The sequence below is a fragment of the Tenacibaculum sp. SSH1-16 genome, from assembly GCF_040104435.1.
Taxonomy (GTDB): domain Bacteria; phylum Bacteroidota; class Bacteroidia; order Flavobacteriales; family Flavobacteriaceae; genus Polaribacter; species Polaribacter mesophilus.
Genome location: NZ_JBECOV010000004.1, coordinates 90,183 through 110,057, shown reverse-complemented (window position 1 = coordinate 110,057; position 19,875 = coordinate 90,183). Strand labels below are relative to the sequence as shown.

The 19,875-nt window shown below is 31.3% G+C and carries 18 protein-coding genes; 8 read left to right on the top strand and 10 right to left on the bottom strand.

Annotated elements, in window-relative coordinates; all coding sequences use genetic code 11:
* Positions 1–214 precede the first annotated feature (214 nt).
* Entirely contained in the window at positions 215–1,846 is a 1,632-nt protein-coding gene (locus tag ABMY20_RS07255) for an ABC-F family ATP-binding cassette domain-containing protein (protein ID WP_159492530.1), read from the bottom strand.
* A 902-nt stretch (positions 1,847–2,748) separates the two neighbouring features.
* Between ABMY20_RS07255 and ABMY20_RS07250 the strand changes: the two genes are divergently transcribed.
* From ABMY20_RS07250 to ABMY20_RS07235, 4 genes are all read left to right on the top strand, one after another.
* Entirely contained in the window at positions 2,749–3,264 is a 516-nt protein-coding gene (locus ABMY20_RS07250) for a hypothetical protein (RefSeq protein ID WP_349264971.1), read from the top strand.
* On the top strand, positions 3,265–3,459 hold the full coding sequence (locus ABMY20_RS07245; protein ID WP_349264970.1) for a hypothetical protein: 195 nt from the start codon (positions 3,265–3,267) through the stop codon (positions 3,457–3,459).
* Between the two features lie 285 nt (positions 3,460–3,744).
* Positions 3,745–4,887, top strand: a complete 1,143-nt coding sequence (locus ABMY20_RS07240) for a hypothetical protein (RefSeq protein WP_349264969.1) — start codon at positions 3,745–3,747, stop codon at positions 4,885–4,887.
* Between the two features lie 244 nt (positions 4,888–5,131).
* Positions 5,132–5,935 carry a hypothetical protein gene (locus tag ABMY20_RS07235; RefSeq protein WP_349264968.1) on the top strand — a complete coding sequence of 268 codons (804 nt, stop codon included), beginning with the start codon at positions 5,132–5,134 and terminating at the stop codon, positions 5,933–5,935.
* A gap of 331 nt (positions 5,936–6,266) precedes the next feature.
* On the opposite strand, the gene ABMY20_RS07230 is transcribed toward ABMY20_RS07235, so the two are convergent.
* The 6 genes from ABMY20_RS07230 to holA all read right to left on the bottom strand — a co-directional run bounded on the left by ABMY20_RS07230 (position 6,267) and on the right by holA (position 11,916).
* Entirely contained in the window at positions 6,267–6,869 is a 603-nt protein-coding gene (locus ABMY20_RS07230; protein ID WP_349264967.1) for a hypothetical protein, read from the bottom strand.
* Between the two features lie 160 nt (positions 6,870–7,029).
* Positions 7,030–7,530, bottom strand: coding sequence for a hypothetical protein (locus ABMY20_RS07225; RefSeq protein WP_349264966.1), 501 nt, complete (start codon positions 7,528–7,530; stop codon positions 7,030–7,032).
* A 119-nt stretch (positions 7,531–7,649) separates the two neighbouring features.
* Complete coding sequence (locus ABMY20_RS07220; RefSeq protein ID WP_047790647.1) at positions 7,650–8,153, bottom strand: hypothetical protein; 504 nt, start codon at positions 8,151–8,153, stop codon at positions 7,650–7,652.
* A gap of 66 nt (positions 8,154–8,219) precedes the next feature.
* Entirely contained in the window at positions 8,220–8,852 is a 633-nt protein-coding gene (locus ABMY20_RS07215) for a hypothetical protein (protein ID WP_159616990.1), read from the bottom strand.
* Between the two features lie 120 nt (positions 8,853–8,972).
* Positions 8,973–10,553: a type VI secretion system tube protein TssD gene (gene tssD / locus ABMY20_RS07210; protein ID WP_349264965.1), complete on the bottom strand. Its 1,581-nt coding sequence runs from the start codon at positions 10,551–10,553 to the stop codon at positions 8,973–8,975.
* A 361-nt stretch (positions 10,554–10,914) separates the two neighbouring features.
* Entirely contained in the window at positions 10,915–11,916 is a 1,002-nt protein-coding gene (holA, locus tag ABMY20_RS07205) for a DNA polymerase III subunit delta (protein WP_349264964.1), read from the bottom strand.
* A 364-nt stretch (positions 11,917–12,280) separates the two neighbouring features.
* Between holA and ABMY20_RS07200 the strand changes: the two genes are divergently transcribed.
* Positions 12,281–12,724: a type I restriction enzyme HsdR N-terminal domain-containing protein gene (locus tag ABMY20_RS07200; RefSeq protein ID WP_047789206.1), complete on the top strand. Its 444-nt coding sequence runs from the start codon at positions 12,281–12,283 to the stop codon at positions 12,722–12,724.
* 4 nt (positions 12,725–12,728) lie between these two features.
* The gene (locus tag ABMY20_RS07195) at positions 12,729–13,277 is read left to right on the top strand and encodes a nucleotidyltransferase family protein (protein WP_349264963.1); all 549 of its coding nucleotides are present in this window, start codon (positions 12,729–12,731) and stop codon (positions 13,275–13,277) included.
* Positions 13,278–13,443: 166 nt separating this feature from the next.
* Here the strand turns inward: ABMY20_RS07195 and rlmF are convergent, their stop codons facing one another.
* From rlmF to ABMY20_RS07180, 3 genes are read right to left on the bottom strand one after another with little or no spacing between them, the layout of a single operon-like run.
* A complete protein-coding gene (rlmF, locus tag ABMY20_RS07190; protein ID WP_349264962.1) occupies positions 13,444–14,301 on the bottom strand; it encodes a 23S rRNA (adenine(1618)-N(6))-methyltransferase RlmF in 858 nt (285 codons plus the stop codon).
* A complete protein-coding gene (gene bshC, locus ABMY20_RS07185; protein ID WP_349264961.1) occupies positions 14,301–15,896 on the bottom strand; it encodes a bacillithiol biosynthesis cysteine-adding enzyme BshC in 1,596 nt (531 codons plus the stop codon). Before bshC ends, rlmF begins: the two co-directional genes overlap by 1 nt.
* Complete coding sequence (locus tag ABMY20_RS07180; protein WP_349264960.1) at positions 15,896–16,561, bottom strand: class I SAM-dependent methyltransferase; 666 nt, start codon at positions 16,559–16,561, stop codon at positions 15,896–15,898. Before ABMY20_RS07180 ends, bshC begins: the two co-directional genes overlap by 1 nt.
* Before the next feature lie 121 nt (positions 16,562–16,682).
* Between ABMY20_RS07180 and ABMY20_RS07175 the strand changes: the two genes are divergently transcribed.
* Complete coding sequence (locus tag ABMY20_RS07175; RefSeq protein ID WP_349264959.1) at positions 16,683–18,617, top strand: BatA domain-containing protein; 1,935 nt, start codon at positions 16,683–16,685, stop codon at positions 18,615–18,617.
* Positions 18,614–19,873, top strand: a complete 1,260-nt coding sequence (locus ABMY20_RS07170; RefSeq protein WP_349264958.1) for a dihydroorotase — start codon at positions 18,614–18,616, stop codon at positions 19,871–19,873. Before ABMY20_RS07175 ends, ABMY20_RS07170 begins: the two co-directional genes overlap by 4 nt.
* Positions 19,874–19,875 lie beyond the last annotated feature (2 nt).

Sequence of the window (19,875 nt, the reverse complement as noted above, 5' to 3'; positions counted from 1 at the left end):
ACGTCATTTCGACAGAGCGATTTTATGAGCGACGAGAAATCTCAACAATGGGAGTTACTCACATGAATAAGATTTCTCGTTATCACTCGAAATGACAGTAATCGAGACGTCATAGTAAGGAGGCTCATTGAGCGAAGTCGAAATGAACGACTTGGCTATCTTTTACTCGGTACACGATATACAGATTGCTTCGTTCCACTCGCAATGACGTTTTTTACAGGTCAATCTCCTTTAACGCTTTGATGTTGTTACGTTCTAAGAAAGCATCAATCGTTTCAAAGTGTTCTATAACGCGTTGGTCTTTAAATTCAAATACTTTTTGAGATAATCCTTGTAAGAAATCACGGTCGTGCGATACTAAAATTAAGGTTCCGTCGAAGTGCAATAAGGCTTCTTTGATTACCTCTTTCGATTTTAAATCTAAGTGGTTCGTAGGCTCATCTAATATCAATACGTTTACAGGTTCTAACAACAATTTCACCATTGCTAAACGAGTTTTCTCTCCTCCAGAAAGTACTTTTACTTTCTTTTCTAAATCATCTCCCGAGAACATAAAACGTCCTAATATATTTTTGATTTGCGTTCGAACATCACCTTCAGCAACCTCATCTACGGTTTGGAAAATTGTTAATTCAGGATCTAACAATGATGCTTGATTCTGTGCAAAGTATCCCACTTTAGCGTTGTGTCCTAAACCACACTCTCCTTCAAAATCAATTTCTCCCATAATTGCTTTAATCATGGTCGATTTTCCTTCTCCGTTTCTTCCTACAAACGATACTTTTTCTCCACGAGCTATGGAAAAGCTTGCGTCTTTAAATACGGTTAAGTCTCCGTATTGCTTCGTCAATCCTTCCACTTTTACAGGATAATCTCCTGAACGTGGTGATGGTGGAAAACGTAATTTTAAGGCTGAAGTATCTACCTCATCTATTTCTACAGGAACTAATTTTTCTAACATTCGTTCACGCGAAGCTACTTGATTCGTTTTTGAATAGGTTCCTTTAAAACGCTCGATAAACGCTTTGGTATCGGCAATAAACTTTTGTTGTTCTTGGTAGGCTTTTAACTGATGTGCACGACGCTCTTTACGCAACTCTAAATAGTGTGAGTAGTTCGCTTTATAATCGTGAATAGTTCCCATCGTTACCTCAATGGTTCGGTTGGTAATGTTATCGATAAACGCTTTATCGTGCGAAATTACTACTACTGCCTTGGCTTTGTTTAATAAAAAGTTTTCCAACCAAATTACTGATTCAATATCTACGTGGTTGGTAGGCTCATCTAACAAAATTAAATCGGGTTTTTGCAGTAAGATTTTCGCCAGCTCTATACGCATACGCCAACCTCCACTAAACTCTGAGGTTGCTCTTTCAAAATCTTCTTGTTTAAATCCTAACCCTTTTAAAGCTTTTTCTACCTCTGCTTCGTAGTTTATTTCTTCTAACGCGTAGTACTTCTCCCCTAAATCCGATACACGCTCAATGATTTTCATATAATCATCCGATTCGTAATCGGTACGAGTTTCTAATTGTTTGTTGAGGTCGTCCATTTCGGCTTTCATGGCAAAAATAGATGCAAATGCTTTGGATGCTTCTTCTTTTACCGTGCAGTTGTCTTCCATTAACAAGTGCTGCGGTAAGTAAGCGATTACGGTATCTTTCGGACTGCGAACGCCCCCTTTAGTAGGTTTAGAAACTCCTGCTATAATTTTCATCATGGTGGATTTTCCTGCGCCATTTTTACCCATTAAAGCAATTTTATCGTTTTCGTTTATTACAAACGAAACATCACTAAACAAGGTGTTACCACTAAACTCAACCGTTAATTGATCTACCGTAATCATACAAAATATTTTAAGCGGCGAAATTAGCAAAAATGGTCTATACCTTTGATAAAATTTTGGTATAACCTGAGTTTTATAAATTAACTAAAAATCAATAAGGTGTCATGTCGATAGCATGAGGTATGAATGATGAGACCTCTCAACAATAGGTGTTACTTACTTTAATGAATTCTCTCTTTTCAGTCGGGATAACGCTTTCTAGTGTTCTTTAAAGGTAAAAACCAATACCATATACGGCTGCTAACTCATACTACAACTAACAAAATTCTACTTTTAAGTATTGGTTGGTAGCTTTTTCTTAAGCTCTTTTAATGTTTTCTCCGAGAGCTTTTATGAAATCTGTTGGGATTTGAGGCTACGGCTAGCACCGCTGTCAGCTTTTTTACGTGTGTTATTAATTTATCTATTGCCTTATTATTAGCGACTCATGCCGTGGTGTCTTCGGAGCATGCCGTGATATTAGCGACCCATGCCGTGGTATTAGCGACCCGTGCCGTGGTGTCTTCGGAGCATGCCGTGATATTAGCGACCCATGCCGTGGTGTCTTCGGAGCACGCCGTGATATCAGCGACCCGTGCCGTGGTGTCTTCGGAGCATGCCGTGATATCAACGACCCATGCCGTGGTGTCTTCGGAGCACGCCGTGATATTAGCGACCCATGCCGTGGTGTCTTCGGAGCATGCCGTGATATTAGCGACCCTTGCAAGCTTTTATGATAGCTAAAACAACTTTTATTACCTAAATAATTGAACTTATGGGATTCCGTAAGAATATGTATAGATATTTTTTTAGATTCGTAAAAGTATAAACAAACATAAATACAATTATAGACCTACCTAAACAGGTGTATAACGATGTATTTTACATCTATATAAACAAGTTGGCAATAATTAAAAATGGAAATGAAATTAATCTTAATAGGACTTTTATTATTTTTTTATTCATGTAACAATAATTATAAGAAAGAAAAAATCGTTACTAAACAAAAAAATAATATTGAACAGTATGCTGAAGAATTAAATATTGTAGCTTCATTAGACACAATCGATAATAAAATATTCTCTATAGATTTATTTGAACTAACAAAGAAAGGAAATATTGTTATATCAAACTTTGACGTTATTGATATAACAAATAAGGGCGATCAAAATTTTGTAAAAATCCGTTCTTTTGAGAGTTTAATTAATTTTTATATAAACATTAGAGTTTCTATTAAACAATTGAATTATCTAAGAAAACAAATAAAAGCAGATGATATTTTTAATGAGAAAACTTTTGTTATAAAAGTTACAGACTTAAAAAAAATGGATTTTCATCTTGAGTCTAAAAGTGACGACGAATATTTATATGTTGAAATTGAACCAAATAGTTTTGGACCTTATATACTAGAAGCGGAATTAATTAAAGTTATTGAATAAATGAATGAAACTAAAATAGATAGAATCCGTCAAGTTTTTTATTTTTTATTTATGATTTGGGTTGGATATTGTGTTTATAATTTTTCTCAAAGTGGAAGATATCAAAAAGAAAAAGGCTCACATATTATTATAGATACTCAGACAGGTAAATTATTTAAATACGATAGAATTGACGAAAAATTAGAACCAATTTAGAATAAATAAACTGAGTAAAAACTATTGCCAACACCGTATAAAATTAATTACTACATTAGTACTTAACCTAAGGTCGTTGCAATTTTGTTACGTCTGAATTTCCTGTGGAAATTCCTCGCACACAAAACCGCAACTAATCTTATACAAACACGTTAGCATTAATTACCAGTAGCGTGAGCGTAAGGAATAAGTAGTATAATTATGAAACAAGGAACTTGTCATTTATGTAAACAAAATAAGGATTTGGCGGAGAGTCATTTAATTCCAAAATTTGTTTTTAAATGGATGAAAAAGTCTGGTGGAAACTACTTCAGAAGTGCATTAAACCCTAATGTTCGTATGCAGGATGGTTTTAAACAACATCTATTATGTTTTGAATGCGAGCAAAAATTTAGCAAATATGAAAAATGGTTCGCAGACAATATTTTTCATCCCCACGTGAACGGAAAGAAAGATTTTCTTGATTACAATGAGAATTTAGGGAATTTCATCGTTTCCGTTTTGTGGAGACGACTGCTATTAAATAAAATAAATAATGAACCATATTTAGAGGAAGTTTTTAATGATTGGCATTCTTATTTAAATGGTGATTCTGAGATAACTTTTGATGACATACATCTTTTATTTCTTGGAGATATGTGGAATAACAAAAATCAACCTCATGAATTTATTCATAGATATTTTACTAGAGCCGCAGATACTAATATAGCAGAAATAGATAATGACACGATAGTATTTGCTAAATTTTCAAGGTTTATAGTATTGGCTCAGGTTAATAATACAGATGATAATTTTAGAGGAACTAAAGTTTTGTTTAAGAAAAGCCGGTTTCCTTTTGTGCAGTTTGTTGATAATGGAAAAGTTGCACTTTTTTTTATGGAACGTGCAAAAGCAGTGTTTCAATTAGCCCTAAGTCGAATATCAAAAAAAGAACAAGAAAAAATAATTCAAGAAATAAATAAAGACACAGACCAATTCTGGAAATCTGATGCTGGTAGCAGCATTTCTAAAGATATGCAAAGTAATATTGTTCCTTACGAAGTCGATGAACGATTTAGGTATGTTTGCGATTGTTGTTTTGAATCTTTATATGCACCTAGTGGTTACTTATTAAGAACCTTTGAAATTATACAGTCATCTAAATATTGGAGAAATATTTTTATTGACAAGAATTATGGTGTTGATAATGTAGGTTTAGAAAAAAGGATTGAGGCTTTTAAGAGCGTTACTTCTTCACCTTCACCTTGGGTCATCTGTGATAAGTGCATTGATTGGTTTGATGTTGAAAGGGATGAAAACAAAGAGTATATGAACAATTGGATTAGTGATAAAGCGAAATATATTCCTCCTAAATGTGATGATTTTAGAAATTACATAAGTGAAGAAGGTGTCAACCAAATGCTTAATATGATTGTGTCGATTCAATAACTAATGCTAACAAAGAACTGAAGTAAAAACAAGTAAATTTTATACTTTTTTAAACCAACGTACTTTTGTAATTTTCATCATAAGGTAAACCACTTTTTACAATTATTAAAGCAAGTTTTTTATTCTTACTTTAGCTAATAAAGTTTTCACTTATTTCTTAAAATCCTTTCAGTTTTTTAATTTTATGTGCACTTGCTAAATCCAACAACATAAAAACAAATAAAAATTTATAATCAATTAAATAATGAACTTCAAAAAAGAATATATACCCTTTTCTTTCGTACTTCTTTTAGTATCGATGAACTCTATAAGTGCTCAAAACTACATTGATTATTATGATAATGGAAGTAAAAAATCTGAAGGTTTTAAAAATAGTGAAGGAATAGCGTATGGTAACTGGACATATTACAGAAAAGACGGCTCTATAAATTCTACAATTAATTTTGATGAAAATGGAACCCCCAAAGGTTCTTTTGTTCTTTATTATAAAAACGGACAAATTCAAACTGCATGTAGCTACTCTGGTAAAGGGTTTTACGAAATGGATGGTAACTACGAGAGTTACTATAAAAACGGACAGTTACAATCCACAGGGTTATACAAAGAAAATAAGCCCGTTGGAAATTGGATAAATTATTGGAGCAATGGTCAAATTAAATCAAAAGAAGAATATACTGAAAAGGGCATAATTCAAAAGAATACTGAATATTATAAAAATAGTCAGTTACGACTTGATGCTAAGTATAATGATGTAGGTGATTTTGTTGGTAAATTAATTATATACTATGATAACGGAACTATATATCAAGAAAAGGAATTTAATGAAAAAGGAAATAAGATAGGTACACATACTAGTTTTTACCCCAATGGAAATATTATGGAAACTGGCAGCTATTTAGGTACTGATTATTTTACAAAAGTTGGGGTTTGGCGAACTTATTATAAGAATGAAAAATTGAAGTCAAAAATTGAATACAACCAAGAAGGGAGCATCATAAAAAAAACACTTTATGATAAAGAAGGTAATAGAATACTAACGAAGTATTAACGTATTTTTTTGACAAAAAACATCTCCCTTTAGTCTTTAATTATAATCAAACGATAAAATTAAAGTTAGAGATTATTACTTTGAAAAAGGTGAATGGAACGTTGAACTTAACGGTGTATTAAAAAAGGGCAGTTCGGTTGGAGAAGGTAAAATCCAATATTTTAATTTTAGGCAATACTCTGTAAAACCTTTGTTTTATGAGGAAATTTTAATAATGATTTAGTTGCTGTTAATGTAGTACAAACAGATTAAATTTGTAGAAGAAATATGTATTATTAAACTAATTACGTAGTCGTCTACAAAATATGAGATTACTCCTATTTTTTTGATGTTATAAAACTTTTAATCTTCTAAAATCAACTTTTCTTTGGTTTAAAAACTTTAAATCTACAAAGTATTCTTCAAATTCTTTTTTAAGAATGTTCCTTCCATCTTTACTCAAATACATATCTTCCATTTCCCATTTTTTATAATATATATTAATAACGTTTTGTTCGTAAAGCTTCATTCTAACTTCAACTTCATTCATAAAAACTGATGTTTGCAGTTTTATATTTCTGTCTTTTAAAGAAATTGTTATTTGCGACCTAAACCTTTTACGAGTTTCAAACCTGTCGTGTTTGTTTTTATAATATTCAGGCGACCTTATAAATAATCCGTCTAAAAAACTACTCTTTTCATCAAAGTAATCGTCTGGATTTTCTCTACATTCTTTTCCGTATATATCAATAGATATAGTTTCGTCGTAATAGAATCCTTCAACTCTAACATCTTCTGTAGATACTTTTATGTGTAAGTAATCTTTAAAGAGCGACTTGCTTGATCTGTTGTTATATCTGGTTGCATTATTATAGTTATCGGGACTCTTATGTGAAGATGTAAGGTAAATACCTTCAACTATTTTTCTTATAAATGTTACTAAGCTAAACTGCATTATTAATGGGGTTCTTTGATGTTTTAATTTTTACAACCTTTTCATGTAAATTAAGTTATTATTGATTTTAAAACTCATACATAGAAAAACGATTACTTATTCTGTTAATAAACTTTTTAAGAGTACTATGAATTAACAGGTAGATAATTAACTTCATTGATTAGTTAACCTTAATAGGTAATTTAATTCTTTTAGGAGGAGAAGTTGTTTTATCAAAATTTGTAAACTTTAAAAAAATACTATCATTTGATAATAATTTTTGTGTCAATTCAGGCAGTTTATTTTTGAAGTTTTTAAAACTACTCAAATGTATTGAGTCTTTATTTAAATGTTTGTTTTGAAAGGCTGAAAGAATTTTATTAGAATCCGTCAAGTTATTAATAAGATGTTTTGAGTAAACGACATACTCTTTTTTTTGTTTTGGAAGTATCTCTTTTTTGAGCGTGCTACTCAGTTTTATTAAATCGTTATTATCATTCTCCTTATACAAAAATGCGAAAGCACCTTCACTAGTTTTTTTATAGATGTATTGATGAAAAGTAAGCTCTTCCTTTTGATTAGCTGATTTATTATTTATAGTTAAAACAAAGGGAAAGCTAATAGCCCAAATATCTTTCTGCTCTTTATCATACCAAGCAATAACTTTATATTTATTAGACACCTTACTTGTAACAGTAATTTCTTTAGTTGTTGTACATGAAACTAATAGAAGTGTGAGTATAATATTTAAATACTTTATTTTATTTAGAGAAAAAAATTGATTCAATAATTGTTTTAGTTTCACTCTATTTCGAATCCTTCTTTAATAAAAGTAGCACTTCCTCCTTCTTTAATTACATTATTTATTTTCATTTCATAAAAATCACATCCCCATTTTTTTGACAATGTGGTAAAATGAGGTCTTACTTTGTATTTAAAATCACTTAATATATAACGCTCTTTGTTTGGAAAAACCAAAACAACAGTATCTTTCAATCCAATCTCTTGGTATATAGTCACATCCCTTCTTAGTCTTATACTATCTGTAATTTTTTCCGGTACATATAGTTTTGAAATAAGTGGGTTTACTCCTCGTATTTCTAAAACAATATCAGAAATTTCATTATAAGAATATCCTAAAAAAATTAATGAAAGCTCTGTTATTTTTTGTTTTTGACTACATTCTTTCTCTATTTTAATGTAATTGTCTTTTTCTTTATTTGTTGATTCACATGTTGTAAAAAAAACGAGTAAAAAAACGAGGCATAAAACGTGAAATACTTTATTTAACTTTAATATATCCATAATAATTTTTTGCAAAATGTTCCCATGTAATTTGTGTTTTTAAAGTTTTTATATTGATTTAGAAATTTAATTTTCACTCCATTCATCAAACACTTGAGCTACCCAAAAATCCTTTTTGCTATCATACTTAAAGTAAATTTGTTCACTCCCAAAATCAGTCTCTATTTGTAAAATAGCATTTTTCAAGTCTTTACTTATAATTATACTTTTAAGCTCAAATAGTAAGTTTTTATATTTGATTTTTCCACCTGGGTAATAAGCTACCCCCCTAAAAACAGCTAGAACATCTTTATCCTTTTTTAACCCATAAACAGACGCAGTTGCAAATCGCTTTCTCTTACTTATTATTTTTTTATACTCTTCATTATAATAAAGCAATGTACGCTCAGTATTTCTAGAGCGTGGATAAAGAATGTGTTTATTTGATTTTTTCTTGTTTATAGGCTTAAAAAAAACTCTTCCATAATTATCTTTTGTTTTAATTATTGAATCACAAATAGCAACATTTACAGATTGGTCTATAACTAAATATTTCACACTGGACAACAGTCTGTTTTTTCCACTACCTACAGAATCAAGGAATCTTTCGTAAAGGACGTATATTGTTTGGTCTATCTTGTTGAGACTATTTAATTTTTCTTCTGAAATAGGTATAGAATTATTTTCCCATGTAGTGTAAAACTCCTGTGCTTTTATCATTCTACTTTTACAAGAAGACATAATTAAAATCAAGAACATTATTTTAAACAAAAAGATTTTAGACTTAGAATTATAGAATTTAAAAAGAGTCTTTAGAAATGATATATGCATATTGTACTTTTATTTTAGTTTAGAATATTCTTGTAATTTTTCCCACTGCCATTTGTAAGTATGTTTTTTATTGTTTTGATAATCCATATAATTATCTGTTTTACTACTCTTAAACTCATGTTCAGCTCCCTTAAAAGTATGTCTTAATCCCATTGCATGCATAAGCTCATGTATAATGTTTTCTGTCTCAATATTACCGTTAGGATCTAATACTAAGAAAGCAACACCTGTTCCTGTAGGTGACACTCCTCCCATTGTTTTATATTTTCCATTTGGTTGAATATCTTTTTCATTAATACATTTTTGATTGATAAAATACACCGTCAATTTATTTACATCTTCTACATGCTTACTACTTATGGCTGATAGAATAACTTCTTTTCTACTTCTTTCAATATAGTTTCCTATATTTACATTAGGGTGTTTCTTTAAAAAACCATAATTTTTAAACTTTGTTGAATGTTGACTAATATCAATTAGTGTAGCACTGTTATTTGTTATAGGAGCATCTATTAAGGCAGGGTTTAAACCTTTTCTAAGATAATTTTCCAGTTTTTGTTTATTAACTTCCTTTTTTAAGAGTGCATAATCTTTTCCATTTCCTTGGATTTCCACAAAGCACCATTCTAGGTCTATCGTTTTAGGTTTAGGGTAGTATATATTAAGAGCGCCAACCGTTAATTTATTATCTGCTTTTACAAGGATTTGTGCTGGAATGGCATTATTGTTTTTACATGTAATTTTTACCTCTTTAACTCCTTTTAAATTTTTTGGTTCAAAACTAAAATCTGGGTGTTCTTCAAAAGCTATATCATCATATTCTTTAGCTCTACCTTTCTTTTCCCAATCTAGCATTAATTCTACAGTTTGGTTTTTCCTTATGCTTATCCAATTTGGTATATATTCATCCTCCAGTATTTTTTCTGAAAGAGGTTTGTATTCTTTCTTTAATTTTTCATAATCAGATATAACTATACTTTCTTTAGGAATACTATCAAAACCAAAAACTCCATTTTTAATATCGGTATTTTTAGCTCTTAATATTATTTTAAAAGGCTTTTTTTCTTTTTGAGACTCTTTATTTTCTTTCGCTTTATAAGGAGTTTCTTTTATAGGTGGTATAAAACTTTCTTGCCAGTGTTTTATATAACGAGTAGGACTTTTTCTACGCCAGTCGGTATTATTATTAAAAAAACGATAGTCTTGCATCGCAGGCGATATGGTTAACGTAACCTGCATACCTTTTTGGTTATCAAAAGCTTCGTAATAGTTTACAAGTACACCATCTTGAAAGTTGTATTGGAACAGCTCTACTCCATCAAACTCGTCTTTGTAAAAAACTATTTTACCGTCTCTTAACTGATAAAGATTAAAAGGATGACGTATTTTTTTATTGCCTCTTCTATCTGATTTAATCCAATCAACAAAAGTATCATCGTACATTTCAGATTCAAAAGTTACTGAAATAGTTCCTCCTAATAAGGCTGAAGTAGGTTTACCATTCCAATCAGTAAGTCTGTTATAATTTAAGTTAGTAGTAAGCAATTCTCGTTCCTCACCACATATAAAAAGCTTTGCTTTTATGTTCATAGATGTATTTTTAGGGTGGTACAATTTTTTGAGTTAAAGATATAAAACATCTTCAAAATCACACATTTAATATATTGATTTTTAAGTTTTTTACTGTAAAACACTGTCTTTTAACAAGAACCAATTTTATTTGTACGCAGCTTGTACCTTTGCACACTATTTTATGTACTTAAAAAGTCACTAAGTAGTACGTGTTTTTTTGCTCTTTTATTCGAGCAGTTACGTTTACTTATGAAAAGTGAGAGTGTGTGTAAGTTTAAATTGCCTCTTCATTAGAATTTTGTTTGTAAAAAATAGTTTTACGATATTTTTACTTGTAGTTTTTTTCTTCTTAAAGAAATAAGAGATGCCCACAGTAGTGTTAATGCAAAATCTTAAACAGTAATTCTTTTAAAATATCAGCATGGGTTTGGTTGGCTCCTACTCCTTTACTTTTTACATCGGCATCACGTAATAAAGCAATAATTTGTGATACTTTTCGCATCGGGTAGTTACGGGCAGCGTTTACATAGTCATCCACAAAATATGGGTTTACTCCCAAGTTTTTAGCAACCGAAGCCTTCGATTTGTCTTTTAATCCGTGGTACATTAATAACTGTGTAAAAAAGCTATTTAGTAAAGAAATGGTCATTACCAACGGATTGTTTTTTGGGTTCTGTGCAAAATAATTGATGATTCTGTTTGCTTTCACCACATCTCGCTGCCCTACTGCTTTACGCAACTCAAAATTGTTAAAGTCCTTAGAAATCCCAATATTTTCTTCAATATGCTTATCGGTAATAATGGTTTCCGCAGGCAATACTGAGGTTAGTTTATCTAATTCGTTGCTAATCTTGCTTAGGTCTGTTCCTAAAAACTCCACCAACATTTGCGAAGCTTTTGGTTCAATATTAAACTTTTTTCCGCCCAACACCTGACGAATCCAATCGGCTACTTGATTTTCGTATAGTTTTTTACTCTCGTAAATGAGTCCGTTTTTAGCTATGGCTTTGTACGCTTTTTTACGTTTATCGAGCTTTTTGTATTTGTAGTTAAACACCAACACGGTAGTCGGTTGTGGGTTGGCAGCATACGACTCTATTTTATCTATCGAACGGCTTAAATCCTGCGCTTCTTTAACAATAATCACCTGCTTTTCTGCCATCATCGGAAATCGCTTTGCCGACGACACAATTTCCTCTATCGACACATCACGACCGTACATAACTACTTGATTGAATCCTTTTTCAGAATCATCTAACACATTATCTTCAATGTAATCTGAAATTTTATCGATGTAATACGGTTCTTCGCCCATTAAAAAATAAATGGGTTTGATGTTGCCTCCTTTAATATCGGATATGATAGATTTAATTTCGTTCATGTGTCTTTCTTCTGCCTTCTTTTGGTGTTGTTATTTAAAATGTTATAGCGAGGAGTGGCTTCTTTTCTTCGAGAAAAAGATTGCTTCACTATCGTTCGCAATGACGGTAACTGAAACGTCATAGCGAGAAGAGATAACGACGTGGCTATCTTTTTTCGACTAACAGATTACTTCGCTTTCACTCGCAATGACGATTACTATAATGTCATTCCGAAAGAGGTTACGACTGAGAAATCTGATTCAACGGAGTAACTCACGTGTTTAAGATCTCTCACATTCCGCGTTGCTTCAGTTCGAGATGACAATAATGTTTCGTCACAGTAAACAACGAAGAAATAACTTATAATTTTCTTACTTTTGATCTATGCAAAAGCTCAACCTTCCTAGCTATACATTCAAGCTCAAAAGTAACGAAAATAAGACGCTTATTTTTGATAATTTGAGAAAAAAATACATGGTATTAACTCCTGAGGAATGGGTACGTCAGCATTTTGTGCAATGGTTAATTCAAGAGAGGAACTACCCTGTTTCATTGATTGCTATTGAAAAACAATTGGTTATCAACAACCTTAAAAAACGTACCGATATTGTGGTTTTTGCTTCTGACGGTCATCCGAATATTATTGTGGAATGTAAAGCACCACATATAAAAATTACCCAAGATACATTTGATCAAATTGCACGTTATAACTTAAAACTCGATGCTGATTACCTCATCGTAACCAACGGACTGCAACATTTTTTTTGTATGCTTGATAAAGAGAACGAAACTTATGTGTTTTTAAGGGATATTCCTGAATACAAATAAATCTATGAAAACAGATTTTACCCCTCAATTCATAAGCATTATTGAAAATGACGCTTGGATGCTACGTATTCTTGAAACCGTTCGTAACCTACATCTTCCCGACTGTTGGATTGGTGCTGGTTTTATTAGGAACAAAATTTGGGACTATAAACACAATAATAAAAGAACTTCTTTAAACGATGTTGATGTTATTTACTTTGATGAAAGCGATACTTCCAAAGCTCGTGAATTAGCTCTTGAAGAACAGCTCAAAGCTATTAATCCTACTGTGAATTGGTCGGTAAAAAATCAAGCAAGAATGCATGTTCGAAACGGTCATTCACCTTATAAAAATTGTTACGAAGCCATTTCTTACTGGCCTGAAACAGCTACTGCTGTTGCTATTCAGTTAAACTATGATAGTCAAATCGAATATATTGCTCCGTATGGTTTAGATGATGTGTTCAATCTTATTGTACGACCTACTCCTAATTTCGATTTGACAACGTATCGTAATAGGATTACAAATAAAGGGTGGAAAGATACTTGGGAGAAGTTGATTATTGAAAAGTAAGAGGAACTCTCCTCGTGAGACTCAACTTCGTTAATTCCTCCTTTTTTCATCACTTCTAATAACGGTTTCCTATTTTATTAAACAATTATGAAAAGATTATCAAGATGGTAAAATACCTCCTAATTTTTAATGAAATCACTTTAAACTAATAATAAACAATTACTCACTATATAAACCTCCAACACACAATACGTGTTACCTTGTTTCCTTGGTGCATAGGAATTACTTTGAATTCTTTAACTCCTAACTTTTTTCCTGAGTTTTGTAAACTTTCTACGTTTTCTTTTTTTGAAACTAAACTCGTAAACCATTTACTTACTTTCGGATATTTAGAACTCTCATATAAATAGGTATGCAAAAAAGCTTTTTCTCCGCCTATATACCATAACTCATTAGAGTTCCCTGCAAAATTACGTACTGTATTATTCCCTAAGTTTCTCGATTTTCTTCGGTTAGCTCCTCTCGCCTCTTCAGCCGATTTATAAAATGGTGGATTACACATCGTTACCGTAAATGCATCACCCTCTTCTATAATTCCTTCTAAGATATGTTCTTCTTTAAACTGTTGTCTTAACTCAACCTTATCCGTAAAACCATTATCATCTATAATATCTTGAGCATAATCTAGTGAATCTAAATCGATATCGGTTGCCACAAAATTCCAATCGTATACTACAATTCCCAACAAAGGATAAATACAACTTGCCCCTGTACCAATATCTAACACCGTTACGTTTTCTTCACCTGCAACTAAATCAGCTAAATGATGAATATAATCTACTCTTCCAGGTATTGGTGGACATAAATTCTCATCAGAAAAATTCCAATGTTCAATATTATAATGAGCTGCTAATAATGCCTTATTAAACTCTTTTACAGCTATTGGATCAGAAAAATCAATAGTCTCTTTCTCAAACTTTTCAATGATAAATTCAGAAAGTTTCGGATACTTTTCTACTAGTAATTTGAAATCGTATCCTTGGTTGTGTATATTTTTAGGATGTAATCCTTTTTTTGTGCTCATTAAAGTGTAATAAGGGTAAACTCTAGTTGTAACGGATGTAAATTTTCTTTGAGAATTGTAATAAAATCTGCTCCATACTCTAAATAGAACTCTGAAAAATTACGTTGTCGCTCTTCTAAACTTTGATTAGGTAATAATTCGTTTTGCAAAGCTACAATTCTTTCAACCATTTCTTTTTGACGTCGTTTTTCTGCTCGCAACCATCTTTTTTCAAGGTTTTCTAATCCTTTCACCTGCTTTCTTTCTTGTGCATTAACAGCTCCTACAAAAGAAACATCGGTCTTTTTAGCTAGCTTACGTAAATCATCAAATTGTTGTTGTAAAAACTGTTTTTGCTTGGTAAAATCTACCTTAGTATCGCCGTTAGCCAACACTTTTCTTGCTAGTAAGTCGTCTTGTTTTAAAAATAGTTCTTCTTCTGAAACGTTTAGTTTTTCTAACTTTCCTAACTGCTTTTCTGAAAGTATTTGAGCTGAGTTCCTCAATAACAAAATAGGAAACGGAACATTTACTTTATCAAAATATGCCTTTAGCTCTAACCAATACGCTAACTCTCCACCTCCACCAATATAGCATAAGTTGGGTAAAATTACCTCTTGATATAGTGGGCGCATAATTACGTTTGGCGAAAAACATTCTGGCTGACTATGTAAATGATCTAAGATTTCATCCTTTGTCCAAGAAATATCTGTATTATTTACTTTGTAAATTCCGTTTTCAAGAACAATACGTTCACGAATCCTATCAGTAATATAAAATAAGTTTATCTCACGTGGATTTACTTGTATTTTATATGATTGTTCTAGTTCTGTAATTGTTTTCGATACTTCATTATAAGAAGTTTCGTGTAACAAATCGTACTCTACATAAGGTATTAACGCTCTTTTTAATTCTCTTTCGTCAGCATCTAAAATTACCAAACCATATTTTCCAAAAAGTTTATCGGATACATATCTGGTTGCACCTGCTAATGTTTTGTGCTGTAAATATCCTTTTTCAAAAAGTTCTTTTATTTGAATAGCATTTTTTGAACCTCCTAAATGTTCAGCAAGTACTTCAAATACATCTTGTAACCCCTCGGTTGTAAAACGTCCTACAGGTCCTTTTTGGTCAGAGTTCCACTGTACTTTTTTCCCTTTAAAGTTAAAGAAGTTAATTTCTTCAAAATCGTGATCTTCTGTTGCCATCCAATATACAGGCACAAAATTCTCATTAGGAAATTGCATTGACAAATGCTCGCACATGTTTATGGTTGATATAATTTTATACAGAAAATATAAAGGTCCCGTAAACAAATTCAACTGGTGTCCTGTTGTTATTGTAAACGTATTCTCTTTTAGTAAACTTTCTATATTTTTTTGTGTCTCAAAAGTTAAATCAATGTCTTTGTATTGCTTTCTCAATACTTCAACCAATCTTTTTCTTTGAGTATTTGAAATAGGGTTTTCTTTCTTTTCTTCTAGTTGTTTTTCAAAGTTGCGTAAACTCGGGTAACGGTTATAAAAAGGTTGAATCTTTTCATCAGCCTTTAAATAGTCCTCCATTGTTTTAGAAAAGAATCCTGTGTTTTTATAAGGGATATTGGTTATGTTCATTACTTATTGGCTCTTTGAAATAATGTGTAAACATACGGACGTTCTCCTCCGTACGGATTTACAAATGTGTGATTAAAACTATTGACTAAAACAAAATCGTTTCCTAATTTTTCTTGTAGCATTTCCGTATTGTAACGTTGTAATTGCAGTCCACAACATTTTTCTGCTCCGTCTAAAGTAAAAACAGCAATAATTACGAATCCATTTACTTTTACAAGCTTCTTTAACAGGTTAAAATAGGCGTTTTGTTCTTCTTCTTTTAAAAAAAAATGTAGTACTGCTCTATCGTTCCAAACATCAACTTCTTCAAGGTCTTGTAGTTGGGTTGGAGCCACTAAATTATCGGCTATAAAGTTAACTTTTGATGCATTTTCTCCTAATCGATTTTTTACATCGGTTAGTGCATTTTCAGATAAATCATTTGCTATTAAGCCTGAATATCCATCGGCCACTAATTCATCAATTAACATAGACGAACCAACACCAACGTTTAAGATTTTAGCGTCTTTTGGTACGTTAGATTCCTTTAATAATTCAATAGTTTCTTTCGAACTTTCTTCGAACCACCCTAGTTTTTCAGTTGGATTTTTTACATAGGCTGCATTCCAGTGTTCTTTATAGTTAATTTCTCCCGGAATGTTACACTCACTCTCTTTTGTAGTCATAGTTCAAAAATAGGAAAATTTAATCCTTTGTCGAAAACTTACCACACTTCTAACAGATTTTTAACTACATTCTTTTTTAAACCATCTATTTAGGTATTTTTACAGTTAGTAAATTACAATTATGCAGTTTAAACATCCTGAGATTTTATATTTCTTAGCTTTTTTACTCATTCCTATTTTGGTACACCTGTTCCAACTACAGCGATTTGTAAAAGTTCCGTTTACCAATGTAGCTTTTTTACAAAAGTTAGTGTTACAAACACGTAAAAGTTCTCGTATAAAAAAATGGCTGATTTTAGCTACTCGTTTACTGCTACTCACTGCCCTTATTTTTGCTTTTGCTCAGCCATATTTTAGTAACCACAAAGCAAATGAAGAGCAACACTTCTTTGTGTATCTTGATAATTCTTTAAGTACTAGCGCTATTGGAGAAAAGGGTAATTTACTACAAATTGCTACCCAAGAAATTATTGAAAACACAACAGAAAAAACTAAGTATTCTTTACTTACAAACGACCATTTTTACGCAAATAAAACAGCTTCTGAACTAAAAGAAGAGCTGTTAAAAACAACTAATACTGCTAAAATTAGAGACCTTGCTGATGTTTTTTTAAAAATGACTAGTGAGCATAAGTCTATAACTTCTCCTACCAAAAACATTGTGATTTCTGATTTTCAAAACATTAAAAAAGAGGAAATTGACAACGCTCTTGAAAATACTTCTTTTATAAAGTTAGTACCTGAACAAAAAAGCAACATTTCTATTGATAGTGTTTTTGTAGATGATAATGGGGGTTCTAATTTCAACGTACATATTGTTGTTAAAAATCAAGGAAATGCTAAAAATGACATTCCTATTGCCATTTACAATAATGACAAGTTATTGAATAAACAAACCTTTAGTATTGAGGAAAACAAGACTACGGAAGTTACTTTTTCTGTTGTAAAAACTCCAATGTTTTTAGGTAGAGTTGCTATTAATTTTAACGACACTTATGGGTTTGATAATTCGTTTTATTTTACCATTAATGCTAACGAAAAAATTAATGTATTAGCAATTGGAGAATCAAATAACTTCTTACAACGGATTTATACCAAAGAAGAATTTAACTTTACTTCTTCTACGCTACAAAATGCCAACTATAATTTGATAGATAAGCAACATCTTATTGTATTAAATGAGTTGGAAAGTATTCCTGAAACACTTCTGAATAGTTTAGAAAATTACACTAAAAAAGGTGGAAATCTTGTTATAATTCCCAATAAAGAGTCAGTACTTTCTTCTTATAACAACTTTTTCAGTAAGCTAAATACAGGAAGGTTACTTTCTAAAAAGAATGATAGTTTAAAGGTTACTTCGATTAATTATAATCATCCTCTTTTAAAAAATGTTTTCGAAAAGAAGGTAGCTAACTTCCAATATCCGTTTGTGAAAACTTCTTTTAATTCAGAATTTAAGAATGCTAGTAACATTATTTCTTTTGAAAACAAACAAGGCTTTATTAAACAGATTAATCTACCAAATGCTTCTATGTATTGGCTAGCAGCTCCTCTACTAAAAGACAATAGTAATTTTACCAACTCACCTTTAATTGTTCCTGTTTTTTATAACATCGGAAAACAAAGTTTACATCTTTCTGAATTGTATTATACCATAGACAAACAAAATACTATTGATATTGATAAACAGCTAGGTAAAGATGAAGTTTTAAGTATTGTTTGTAGCAAAGGTTCTTTTATTCCTTTGCAACAAACTTTTCAAAATAAAACACGTATTACAACTAAAGATCAACCTTTAGTTGCCGGCTTTTATCAAATACAACAAGGAAATAATGTGCTTAGAAATGTTGCTTTTAATTATAACAAAAGTGAAAGTGCCTTAGATTTTTTAATATTTTCTGAAGCTAATGATATGACTATATCTACTTCAGTTAAAAACACCTTGGAAAATATTAATGATGAAAACAAAATTCAATGGCTTTGGAAATGGTTTTTGGGCTTAGCTATTGTATCTTTGCTTTTAGAAATTTTGATTTTAAAATTCTTTAAACCATGACAACGCTGCTTAAATCGGCAACAATAATAGATGCTTCTAGTCCTTACCACCAACAAACTAAAGATATTTTAATTACCGACGGTATTATTACCAAAATTGACAACAACATTGCTAGTGAAGAAACTTATCAAGTTATAGAGCTTGATAATCTTCATGTATCTCCGGGTTGGTTTGATACGAGTGTTTCTTTTGGAGAACCGGGTTATGAAGAGCGAGAAACCTTGCAACATGGTGTACAAGTAGCGGCTAAAAGTGGTTTTACACATGTAGCTATTAATCCAAATACACACCCTATAGTTGATAATAAATCAGCCATAGAGTTTTTAATTAATAAAGTAAACGGAGCTGCAACTAGCATTCATCCTATTGGAGCCTTAACACAGCAAAGTAAAGGTGTTGAAATGTCTGAAATGTACGACATGCAACAATCAGGTGCTATTGCTTTTGGTGATTATAACAAACCCGTTAGCAATGATAATTTGTTAAAGATAGCATTGTTATATGCTCAAAATTTTGACGGATTGGTACTAAGCTTTCCTAAAAACAATTTAATTGCTGGTGAAGGTGTTGCTAACGAAGGTAAAAATAGTACGCTTTTAGGATTGAAAGGAATTCCTGCACTTGCAGAAGAAATTCAAATTTCTCGCGATTTATTTTTGTTAGAATATACAGGAGGTAAATTACACATTCCTACTATCTCAACTGCTAAGTCTGTTCAACTTATAAAAGAAGCAAAAGAAAAAGGCTTAGATGTAACGTGTAGTGTTGCTGTACATAATTTAGTTTTGACAGATGATGAACTACATGGCTTTGAAGCTAATAAAAAAGTAAATCCTCCCCTACGTACAGAAGAAGATAAAAAAGCTCTAATACAAGGTTTAAAAGAAGGAATTATTGATATAATTACATCAGACCATAATCCTATAGACATTGAACATAAAAAAGTAGAGTTTTCTACTGCAAAAGACGGTACTATTGGTTTAGAAAGTGCTTTTGGAGCGCTAAATACTGTATTAGATTTAGAAACTATCATCAACTGTTTATCTAACAATCCTAGAAAACGTTTTAATGTTGAATTAGCTTCCATAAAAGAAGATGAAAAAGCTAGTTTGTCTGTTTTTAACCCTGATGGAGCATATACTTTCTCAGAGCAAAACATTGTTTCTACCTCAAAAAACAGTATCTTTCTAGGGAAAAAACTAGAAGGAAAAGTTTATGGTATTTACAATAATAGTCAACTAATTTTAAACTCATAGAA

Coding starts and splice junctions, on each gene's coding strand:
- holA (WP_349264964.1), bottom strand. CDS start 11,916: ATGAACGAAATTAAATCTATCATATCCGATATTAAAGGAGGCAACATC.
- ABMY20_RS07175 (WP_349264959.1), top strand. CDS start 16,683: ATGCAGTTTAAACATCCTGAGATTTTATATTTCTTAGCTTTTTTACTC.
- ABMY20_RS07200 (WP_047789206.1), top strand. CDS start 12,281: ATGCAAAAGCTCAACCTTCCTAGCTATACATTCAAGCTCAAAAGTAAC.
- ABMY20_RS07240 (WP_349264969.1), top strand. CDS start 3,745: ATGAAAAAGTCTGGTGGAAACTACTTCAGAAGTGCATTAAACCCTAAT.
- ABMY20_RS07245 (WP_349264970.1), top strand. CDS start 3,265: ATGAATGAAACTAAAATAGATAGAATCCGTCAAGTTTTTTATTTTTTA.
- ABMY20_RS07215 (WP_159616990.1), bottom strand. CDS start 8,852: ATGATAAAAGCACAGGAGTTTTACACTACATGGGAAAATAATTCTATA.
- ABMY20_RS07250 (WP_349264971.1), top strand. CDS start 2,749: ATGAAATTAATCTTAATAGGACTTTTATTATTTTTTTATTCATGTAAC.
- ABMY20_RS07220 (WP_047790647.1), bottom strand. CDS start 8,153: ATGGATATATTAAAGTTAAATAAAGTATTTCACGTTTTATGCCTCGTT.
- rlmF (WP_349264962.1), bottom strand. CDS start 14,301: ATGAGCACAAAAAAAGGATTACATCCTAAAAATATACACAACCAAGGA.
- tssD (WP_349264965.1), bottom strand. CDS start 10,553: ATGAACATAAAAGCAAAGCTTTTTATATGTGGTGAGGAACGAGAATTG.
- bshC (WP_349264961.1), bottom strand. CDS start 15,896: ATGAACATAACCAATATCCCTTATAAAAACACAGGATTCTTTTCTAAA.
- ABMY20_RS07180 (WP_349264960.1), bottom strand. CDS start 16,561: ATGACTACAAAAGAGAGTGAGTGTAACATTCCGGGAGAAATTAACTAT.
- ABMY20_RS07255 (WP_159492530.1), bottom strand. CDS start 1,846: ATGATTACGGTAGATCAATTAACGGTTGAGTTTAGTGGTAACACCTTG.
- ABMY20_RS07230 (WP_349264967.1), bottom strand. CDS start 6,869: ATGCAGTTTAGCTTAGTAACATTTATAAGAAAAATAGTTGAAGGTATT.
- ABMY20_RS07235 (WP_349264968.1), top strand. CDS start 5,132: ATGAACTTCAAAAAAGAATATATACCCTTTTCTTTCGTACTTCTTTTA.
- ABMY20_RS07170 (WP_349264958.1), top strand. CDS start 18,614: ATGACAACGCTGCTTAAATCGGCAACAATAATAGATGCTTCTAGTCCT.
- ABMY20_RS07195 (WP_349264963.1), top strand. CDS start 12,729: ATGAAAACAGATTTTACCCCTCAATTCATAAGCATTATTGAAAATGAC.